9 protein-coding genes are annotated in these 8,618 nt (G+C 73.1%); 3 read left to right on the top strand and 6 right to left on the bottom strand.

The window, feature by feature from the left end:
- Together VFC33_13800 and VFC33_13795 are read right to left on the bottom strand one after the other, a co-directional pair.
- Window positions 1-1,811: DivIVA domain-containing protein (locus VFC33_13800; protein ID HZR14310.1), on the bottom strand; the 1,811-nt coding region annotated here is incomplete at its 3' end.
- A 58-nt stretch (window positions 1,812-1,869) separates the two neighbouring features.
- Complete coding sequence (locus VFC33_13795; protein ID HZR14309.1) at window positions 1,870-2,982, bottom strand: PDZ domain-containing protein; 1,113 nt, start codon at window positions 2,980-2,982, stop codon at window positions 1,870-1,872.
- A 73-nt stretch (window positions 2,983-3,055) separates the two neighbouring features.
- Here VFC33_13795 and VFC33_13790 point away from each other — a divergent pair, with 73 nt between their 5' ends.
- Window positions 3,056-3,700, top strand: coding sequence for a HEAT repeat domain-containing protein (locus tag VFC33_13790; protein HZR14308.1), 645 nt, complete (start codon window positions 3,056-3,058; stop codon window positions 3,698-3,700).
- Window positions 3,701-3,794: 94 nt separating this feature from the next.
- Here VFC33_13790 and VFC33_13785 read toward each other — a convergent pair whose 3' ends face one another.
- From VFC33_13785 to VFC33_13775, 3 genes are read right to left on the bottom strand one after another with little or no spacing between them, the layout of a single operon-like run.
- The gene (locus tag VFC33_13785) at window positions 3,795-4,802 is read right to left on the bottom strand and encodes a rod shape-determining protein (protein ID HZR14307.1); all 1,008 of its coding nucleotides are present in this window, start codon (window positions 4,800-4,802) and stop codon (window positions 3,795-3,797) included.
- Window positions 4,795-4,992 carry a hypothetical protein gene (locus VFC33_13780; protein ID HZR14306.1) on the bottom strand — a complete coding sequence of 66 codons (198 nt, stop codon included), beginning with the start codon at window positions 4,990-4,992 and terminating at the stop codon, window positions 4,795-4,797. The genes VFC33_13785 and VFC33_13780 overlap by 8 nt, the downstream gene beginning before the upstream one ends.
- A 9-nt stretch (window positions 4,993-5,001) precedes the next feature.
- Entirely contained in the window at window positions 5,002-5,469 is a 468-nt protein-coding gene (locus tag VFC33_13775; GenBank protein HZR14305.1) for a molybdenum cofactor biosynthesis protein MoaE, read from the bottom strand.
- 114 nt (window positions 5,470-5,583) lie between these two features.
- Here VFC33_13775 and VFC33_13770 point away from each other — a divergent pair, with 114 nt between their 5' ends.
- Window positions 5,584-6,768, top strand: coding sequence for a trypsin-like peptidase domain-containing protein (locus tag VFC33_13770; protein HZR14304.1), 1,185 nt, complete (start codon window positions 5,584-5,586; stop codon window positions 6,766-6,768).
- Between the two features lie 73 nt (window positions 6,769-6,841).
- A complete protein-coding gene (locus VFC33_13765) occupies window positions 6,842-7,906 on the top strand; it encodes an Lrp/AsnC family transcriptional regulator (GenBank protein ID HZR14303.1) in 1,065 nt (354 codons plus the stop codon).
- On the opposite strand, the gene VFC33_13760 is transcribed toward VFC33_13765, so the two are convergent.
- The gene (locus VFC33_13760) at window positions 7,848-8,609 is read right to left on the bottom strand and encodes a response regulator transcription factor (protein HZR14302.1); all 762 of its coding nucleotides are present in this window, start codon (window positions 8,607-8,609) and stop codon (window positions 7,848-7,850) included. The genes VFC33_13765 and VFC33_13760 overlap by 59 nt on opposite strands.
- Window positions 8,610-8,618 lie beyond the last annotated feature (9 nt).

Genomic DNA, 8,618 nt, shown 5'->3' with positions numbered 1-8,618 from the left:
TCGGGCGACGGTGAGTCGGCGACCACCGCGAGCACGCAACGGCACCCCGGGTGGGCGGGCGGGTGCGGCTGCCCCGTCGGGAACGACTCGCCCTTGCGCGTCGGCTCCAGGGCGTTGTCGTCGCAGTCGGCGCACCGTCCCTCCCGCTCGGGGACCCACCGCAGCATGGAACCGTCCGGCGCGGCGTCGAGCGTGCCGCGGGCCCAGGCGGCCGTGAGCACGTCGCCGATCGCGCCGTCGAGCGCGCCCTTCCACTCGCGGTAGCGCGCGTTCACGCGCTGCGTGACGTCGTCCTCCGTCTCGTCGGCCGTGGCGAGCGCGTCGTACACGCGTTCGCGCAGTGGGAGGACGAGATCGCGGACCGCGAGATCGACGAGGTCGCGCGGCACCGCGCGGTGCGCGCCACCGCCCGATCCCTCGCCGTACGCGGCCTCGACCGCGGGTTGTACGACGGCGGTCCACGCGGTGAGCTGATCGTCGAGACCGGGAAGGACCTTGTCGGGCGCGGGTGTCCCCTTCTCCGTGCGCAGGACGTCGAGCAGCTCGTTCTGCTCGTCCTGCAGCGCGCGCTTCGATCGACGCACGACGTCGCGGAACACAGGCTCGAGCGCGCTGTCGCGTGCATCGACGAGGGCCGCGTCACCGGTGGGTACGGGCGCGCCGTCCGCCTCCGCCACGGCAGCGTCGTCCGCGGCGGGGACGTCGCCTTGGCCGTTCCCGTTCACCTGCGCCTCGAGCGCCGGCCCGGTGTCGAGGACCGCGCGAGCCTCGTCGACGGCCTGCTCGCGTCCCGCGCGCAGCCGCGCGAACAGCGCGTCGACGTCGCGGGCCCGAGCCGGGTGGTGCTCCTCGGGCTCGGCGCCGCCGCCGGGGCCGCCGCCGGACGCGTCCTCGACCGACGGAGCGTCGTCGACGGTGACTGCGTCGCCGACGATGGTGTCGGTGCGCGCCTCCTCGACGACGACGATCTCCTCGACGACGATCTCGGGCTCGACGTCGTCGGGCGCGCGCCGCTCGTCGACCACGCCGGCGTCCGGCGCGCCCTGGGCGACGGACGCGGTCTCCGCGTGTGTCAACGCGTCGGTCGCCTCGGTGAAGGTGCGCTTCACGACGCGGTACGCCTCGAGCAGCCGCTCACGTCCGGCTCGGAGCTCGTCGACCTGACTCTGCAACAGGCCGCGACGTCGCGACATCTCGGTGAGGATCCGCTCCCGGACGGCGCGCGCCTCGGCCACCATCTCGCGACCCTCGGCGCGCGCGGCTTCGCGCGTGGCCTCGGCGTCGCGGGTCGCCTGCTCGCGTGCAAGCTCCGATTCGCGTTGCGCCTCGGAGCGCATCTCCGCGACCGCGGCCTCGACCTCGCTGTGGCGCGCCGCGACGGCTGCCTCGGCCTCGCGGCGCATCTGCGCGCACTGGGCCTCGGTCGTCTCGCGCAACCTGCGGGCCTCGTCTTGTGACTCCTGCAGGAGTGCCGTGGCACGCTCGTCGGCCTTGCGCCGGATGTCCTCGGCGCTCTCCTGCGCGATCCGCAGGACACGCGCGGTCTCCTCGCCGAGGGACTCGAGCAGCTGCTGCTCGGTCGGGGGCGGCGGGTTGCGCAGCCGGTCCTCGAGCTGCTCGACGCGCGCCGCGAGGTCGGCCTCGCGCTGCTTGAGGCTGGTGAACTCCTCCGCGATGCGGCGCAGGAAGTTGCGCACCTCGGTCTCGGAGACGCCACGGAACGAGCTCGCGAAGCCCCGGTTGACGATCTCCTCCGGGGTCAGGCGCGTCGCGCTCGAGACGGTCCGGCGCGGCAGCTCGCCGTCAGCCATGCACGCACCCCCTGGTCAGTCCGCCAATGGTATTGGCGCGGCGGCGTCGCTCGCCGGATCACCCCGCGACGCCGGCCGTCGCGGTCGTCGTCGACGGTGCGGGCGGGAGCGGCGCACCGCCCGCGGCCTGGAGCGCGCGCAGCGCGTCGGACAGGTTGCGCACGCCGACGACCTTCATCGAGCCCGCGTGCTTGCGCGCGTCGGCGAGCTCGGTCGTCGGGACGAGGAACAGCCGCGCGCCCGCGCCGCGCGCGGTGACCGCCTTCTGCGCGACGCCGCCGACGGGGCCGACCGACCCGTCGGACTCGATCGTCCCCGTCACCGCGACGTCATGGCCCGCGGTGAGGCTCCCGGGCGTGAGCTCGTCCAGAACCGTGAGCGTGAAGGCGAGCCCGGCGGACGGTCCGGTCACGGGACCGGGGTCGATCCGCACGTCGACCGGGAACGTGTAGGTGAGGTCGTCGGTCGCGACGATGCCCACCTGCGCCTGCCCCTTGTACGGGCCCGACGGTGCCCGTTCGGTCTTGACCGAGACGTCGCGGCGCTGGGTGCCGCGACGGACGGTGAACGCGACGGACTGCCCGGGCTGGTGGGCCCGGACGAGCGGGCCGACCTGCGCGGACGTCGTCACGGGCTTGCCGTCGACGGCGAGGATCTCGTCGCCGACCTGGAGGTGGCCCAGCGCGGGGGTCTTGCACCCGACGTCGAACACGACGACGCCGTGGCTCGTGGACGTCACGTGGTACCCGAGCCGGCCGAGCGCGACCGCCTTCGCCGTCTGCTGCGACTCGGTCATGTACATCTCGTTCTGGACGTCGTCCTCATGACGCGTGAGACAGCCGAGATCGTCCTTCTCGGAGATGATGTCGCTGTCCGGGCTCAACCACCCCGCGAGCATCCGGTACAGGTTCGGTCGCTGGTTCGTCACCGACACGGTCAGGAAGAGCACCGCGCCCGGCGACCGGTAGGTCTTCGCGCCGTTGATCCGCACGACGTCGTTCACGGGCGTCGCGTCGCCGGGCGAGATGATCACGTACGGCAACCGCACGAAGAAGGCCGCGACCGCGAGCACCACCACGACCACGACCGCGATCGACAGGATGCGACGCCAACGGGAGCGGTGCGGTGGCGCGGGTGAAGTGTCGTCGGCCGTCGTCGTCCCGGTCTGCATGCGGCGGTCAGCCTGCCACGGAACCTCGGCCGAGCACGCGCGTGCGCCGGCATGCACCGCTACGTTGGCCGGCGTGGTCGTCGACGACGTGGACGCGCCCGACCCGGTCGCGCGGGCGGCTGCGGCGGTCGCGATCGGGCTCGCTGACACGCCTCCACGGTCCGAGCTCTCGCGCGTCGAGCGACTCCTCGACGACGCCGACTCGCGCGTGCGCGCGGCCGCACTGGGTGCGCTCGTTCGCGCGAGCGCGTCACGCCGAGCGCGTTCCGCATGGCGACGCGCTGCACGCGACGGAGATCCCGCGGTGCGCCGGCGCGCCGCGGAGCTCGCCCCGGCGCTGGGGCGTCCGGCGCCCGTCGTGAACGTGATACGGCTCCTCCACGACGCTGATGCCGGAGTCGCCGAGGCAGCGGCGTGGGCGCTCGGCGAGCTCGGCGACTCGACACGTCACGGCGGTGGGGTCCCCGCGCTCGTCACGGCCGCGACCGGGCACCCGGACCCGCTCGTGCGCGAAGCAGCCGTCGCGGCGCTCGGCGCGCTCGGCGACACGCGCGGGCTCGACGCGATCCTCGCCGCGTGCCGTGACAAGCCCGCCGTCCGTCGCCGCGCGGTGCTCGCGCTGGCGCCGTTCGACGGCCCCGCGGTCGACGACGCCCTCGCACGCGCACGCGACGATCCCGACTGGCAGGTCCGTCAAGCCGCCGAGGATCTGCATTGATGGTCGCGCTCGCAAGCTCGCCGCTCCCCTGCCAACGGCGCGACACATCGGAGGACGCGATCGACCTACCCACACCCGTCAGGCGCGTGACCCGTCACGCCTGCGCGCGGCCCATGAACATCTCCTTCAGCCGGTCGAACGACTCGAGGCAGCGACCCGCGCCGAGCACGACGCACTCGAGCGGCGCGTCGACGAGATGCACCGGCAGCGCCGTCTCCTCCGCGATGCGCCGGTCGAGACCACGCAGCATCGACCCACCGCCGACGAGATGGATGCCCTGCAGGATGAGGTCCTGCGCGAGCTCGGGCGGCGTCTGCGCGAGCGCGCGGATCACCGCGTCGCAGATCGCGCGGACGTGCTCCTCCACGGCGTCGCGCACCTCGTCCGGCGAGAGGATGATCGTCTTCGGGAGGCCGGTCATCAGGTCTCGGCCGCGCACCTCGGCCTTGAACTCGTCCTCGAGCGGGAACGCCGATCCGATCGCGAGCTTGATCTCCTCCGCGGTGCGCTCACCGATCGCGATGCCGTACTCGCGGCGCACGTACGACTGAATGGCGGCGTCGATGTCGAACGACCCGACGCGCACCGCCTCGAGCGCGACGATCCCGCCGAGCGAGATGACCGCGACCTCGGTCGTACCGCCGCCGACGTCGACGACGAGGTTGCCGAGCGGCTCGTGGATCGGCAGCCCCGCGCCGATCGCGGCCGCCATGGGCTGCTCGATGAGATACGTCGCGGCGGCGCCCGCGCGCCGTGCGGCCTCCAGCACCGCGCGCTGCTCCACGTGGGTGATCGCGGACGGCACGCAGATGAGCACGCGCGCCCGGTAGAGGCGTGACACACCCGCGCGCTGGAACAGCAGCCGGATCATCCGCTGCGTGATCTCGAAGTCGGTGATCGCGCCGCCACGAAGGGGCCGGACCGCGACGATGTAGCCCGGTGTCCTCCCGATCATCTGCCACGCCTCGTGGCCCATCGCGAGCACGTCCTGCGTGCGGCTGTTGAGCGCGATGACGGTCGGCTCGTTGAGGATGATCCCCTGGCCCCGCGAGTAGACGAGCGTGTTCGCGGTGCCGAGGTCGATCGCGAGGTCCCTAGCCAGTGCGCTGCGCTCCGGTGCGGCGGCGGGTCTTCGCCGGTCGGCGCGACCGTTCCTCCGGCGGCGCGAGCGCTTCGAGCCCGCGGGCGAACTCGTCGATGCTCGACTCCATCGAGGTCGGCCGCCGGTTCCGGACGAGGAGAACGCCGATGCCGACGATGCTGAGGACGGCCGCCATCAGCAGGAACTCCACGTCGCTCTCCTAGGTGCCCGGAACGGAACGGAGGGGATGGTCGCACACGGCCCAGTCGGAACCGCCATCCCAGTGCTCCCGCTTCCAGATCGGGACGGTCTCCTTGAGCGTGTCGATGCAGTAGCGCGCCGCCTCGAAGGCCTCGGCGCGGTGCGGCGCCGACACGACGACGGCGACGGAGACCTCGGACAGCTCGAGATCGCCGACGCGATGGAGCAGCGCGACGCGCTCGACGGACGGCCAACGCCGTCGCGCGTCGACCGCGACGTCGCCGAGCGCGCGCGTCGCCTGCTCCTCGTACGCCTCGTACGTCAGACCGACGACGCCGTCGCGCCCCTCGGAGTGATCGCGCACGATTCCGAGGAAGCACGCGATCCCGCCACTCCCCGGCGTCGCCGCCCAACCGAGCGCGCGGTCGACGGGCAGCGGCCCGGACGCGAGCGCGATCCAGTCGTCGGCGGCGGGCGGGGCCAGCACGCAGGTCATTCTACGGACGGACGCCCAGGACTGCTTTCCCGAGCGATGCCCGCGGTCGCCACTGGGTGTGTGCCGCGGTCGCGTGCGAGGAGGCCGTCGGTACACTCGCTCGCCATGTCTGCCGGCACCCCCGACGAGGGTGAGGGCGGCTCGGGCGGTTCGCCCCCCGATCCTCTGGACCGCCTCTGGATCCACCCCGCGGAGCTCGGTCCGCGGACGCGCAGCACGCGGCCCGCGTCACGGGGCGGTGGACGGGAGTGGGCGATCGCGTTCGTCGCGGGCGCGGTCGGCGCGCTCGTCACGGTGACGACGCTCGCCGCGTTCGGCGCGTTCGACCATCACGACTCGTCGATCGCAGAGTCGACGCGCGAGCAGCGCGCCGACAACGCGGAGCTCGTCGCGCGCGTGGTCGCGCAGGCGGGACCGAGCGTCGTCGGCGTCGCGCTCACGTCGGCATCGGGAACGCGACGCTCGTCGGGCGTCGCGATCGGCGGCGGCCGCGTGCTCACGAGCTCCGACGCCGTCGACGGCTCGGGGACGATCACCGTCACGACCGTCGACGGCCGCTCGGCGACCGGCCAGCTCGCAGGCACCGACCCCGCGACCGACCTCGCGCTGGTGCGCGTCGACCAGCTGCCGCTCCCGGCGGCCCGCTTCGGCTCCGCCGACTCCCTGCAGGTCGGCCGCCAGGTCATCGCGGTCGGGGTGGGACTCGACCAGCACTGGGTCAGCACGGGCGTCATCTCGTCGCTCGACGGGCTGGTGCAGGTGCGGCCGGGCCGGATGCTCGCCGAGATGGTCCAGACCGACAATTCGATCTCGCCCGAGGCGGGGGGCGGCGCGCTCGTCGACCAGTCCGGCACCGTCGTCGGGATCCTCGTCCCCGTCCGCGGGGTGTCGGGCGGCCTCGCGACGCCCGCGAACGTCGCGGCCGACGTCGCCGACCAGATCACGAGCACGGGCAAGGCCGAGCACGGTTGGCTCGGGGTCGTCGGCGAGGACCACGACGACCACCCGACCGGAGTGCTCGTGACCGGCACGGAGACCGGAAGTCCTGCGGCCCGGGCCGGGCTCGCCGCCGGGATGGTGATCACCGACGTCGACGGCCGGCCCGTCGACAGCATGGCGGAGCTGATGGCCGCGGTCCGCCCCCGCCGGCCCGGCGACACCGTGGACCTGACCTACGCGCAGGGGAATCGGATGGGCTCGGTCGACGTCACCCTCGGCGCATGGACGGACGCGTCGCCTGCCACGAACGCGCCGACCTCGAACCCGACGGAACCCGTGTCGGTCGGGTAGCGCGCGTTGGGAGCCGACACCTGCCGGGGCGCGACAATGACGTGCACCTGACCGCGCAGCCGGAGACGTGCGCATGACATCGCACTCGGACGAGCTCGAGGACGTCGATCGCGAGCTGTTGAACGCGCTCCAGTGGGACTTCCCCGTCGTGGAGCAGCCGTTCGGGGCGCTCGGGGAGCGGCTGTCCATCGGCGATGCCGACGTGCGTGCGCGGGTACGGCGACTGAAGCAGCTCGGTGTGCTGCGGCAGCTGTCCGCGATCTTCGACACGCGCGCGCTCGGGTACGACTCCGCGCTCGTCGCCGCGAAGATCGACCCGGACCGCGTCGACGACGCGGCGCGCGTCGTGAGCGAGCATCCGGGTGTCAGCCACAACTACAAGCGCAACCACGCGTACAACCTCTGGTACACGATCGCCGTCCCGCCGGGACAGTCGCTCGACGAGCACGTCGACGTCCTGCACCGCGCGTCCGGCGCCCTCGTGACACGCAAGCTCCCGACGCTGAAGCTCTACAAGATCGGCGTGAAGCTCGACATGACGGGCACGACGGCCGCGAACGCAAAGAGCGACGTGCTCGAGCACGAGAAGCCGGAGCGCCGTCCCGACATGGAGGCGCCCGAGCTGTCTGACGTCGAGATCGAGACGATCCGCGTCGTCCAGGAGGACCTTCCGCTCGTCGAGCGCCCGTTCGCGGCGCAGGCCGCCCATCTCGGAGTGAGCGAACGCGACGTGCTCGACATGCTCGCGTCGTTCAAGGAGCGCAAGCTGATGCGCCGCTTCGCGGCGGTGATGAACCACCGTACGGCGGGGTTCAAGGCGAACGCGATGGGCGTGTGGGCCGTCCCCGAGGAGCAGCTCGAGGAGCTCGGCCCGAAGATGGCGGGGTTCGCGGCCGTGAGCCACTGCTACCGCCGGCCGACGTACGAGGACTGGCCGTACTCGGTGTTCACGATGGTGCACGGGCGCAGCGCGCGCGACTGCGAGGCGACGATCGACGCGATCCGCGACGAGACCGGCGTCGACGACTACGCGCTGCTCTGGTCCGTCAAGGAGTACAAGAAGACGCGCGTCCGCTACTTCACGCCGGAGTGGGACGCGTGGACACGGGAGCACCCTCCCGCCACGGCGACGAGCTGACGATCACCGCGCTGCTCTGCGCGAGCGCGTCGTAGCGGTACCCGATCCCGCGGACGGTCACGATGCGCGTCGCCGCGTGGTCGCCGAGCTTCCGGCGCAGCATCGACACGTGCACCTCGAGCGTCTTGGTCGGCGCGTCCGCGGCGCGTCCCCAGACGGCATCGAGGATGCGGCGCCGCGCGACGACCCGCCCCGCGTGCGCGAGGAGGAACGCGAGCAGCTCGAGCTCCTTGGGGCGCAGCGCGAGCGGGCGGCCTCGCATCCACGCGCGCCCGGCCAGCCGGTCGACCTCGACGTCGCCGACCACCAGCCGGCCGCGTGACGCGAGATCGGGCCGCAGGTGCGAGCGCACACGCGCGCGCAGGTCCGCGAGCGCGAACGGCTTCGGCACGTAGTCGTCCGCGGCCGCGAGGTCGTCGAGCGCCGCGGCTCGGAAGCGCGCGCGTGATCCATCCGACGTCAGCACGAGGACCGGCGGCGCCGGGCTCCGCTGCTTCACCACGCGGCACAGCGCGCTCGCGCTCCCGTCGCGCAGGTCGAGGTCGACGACGACGAGGTCGGCCCGGTCGTCGGCGAAAGCGTCGAGCGCGCTCACGCCGTCGACGACGCGATCGGCGTCGTAGCCGTCGAGACGGAACGCCTCGACGAGCCCGTTGCCGATGGCGTCGTCGTCCTCCACGACCACGATCCGCCCGCTCGTCACACCTCCACG

It is taken from the genome of Acidimicrobiia bacterium (assembly GCA_035651955.1).
Taxonomy (GTDB): Bacteria; Actinomycetota; Acidimicrobiia; order IMCC26256; family JAMXLJ01; genus JAMXLJ01.
The sequence above is the reverse complement of the archived record's forward strand: the minus strand, read 5'-3'. Positions and strand labels throughout refer to the sequence as shown.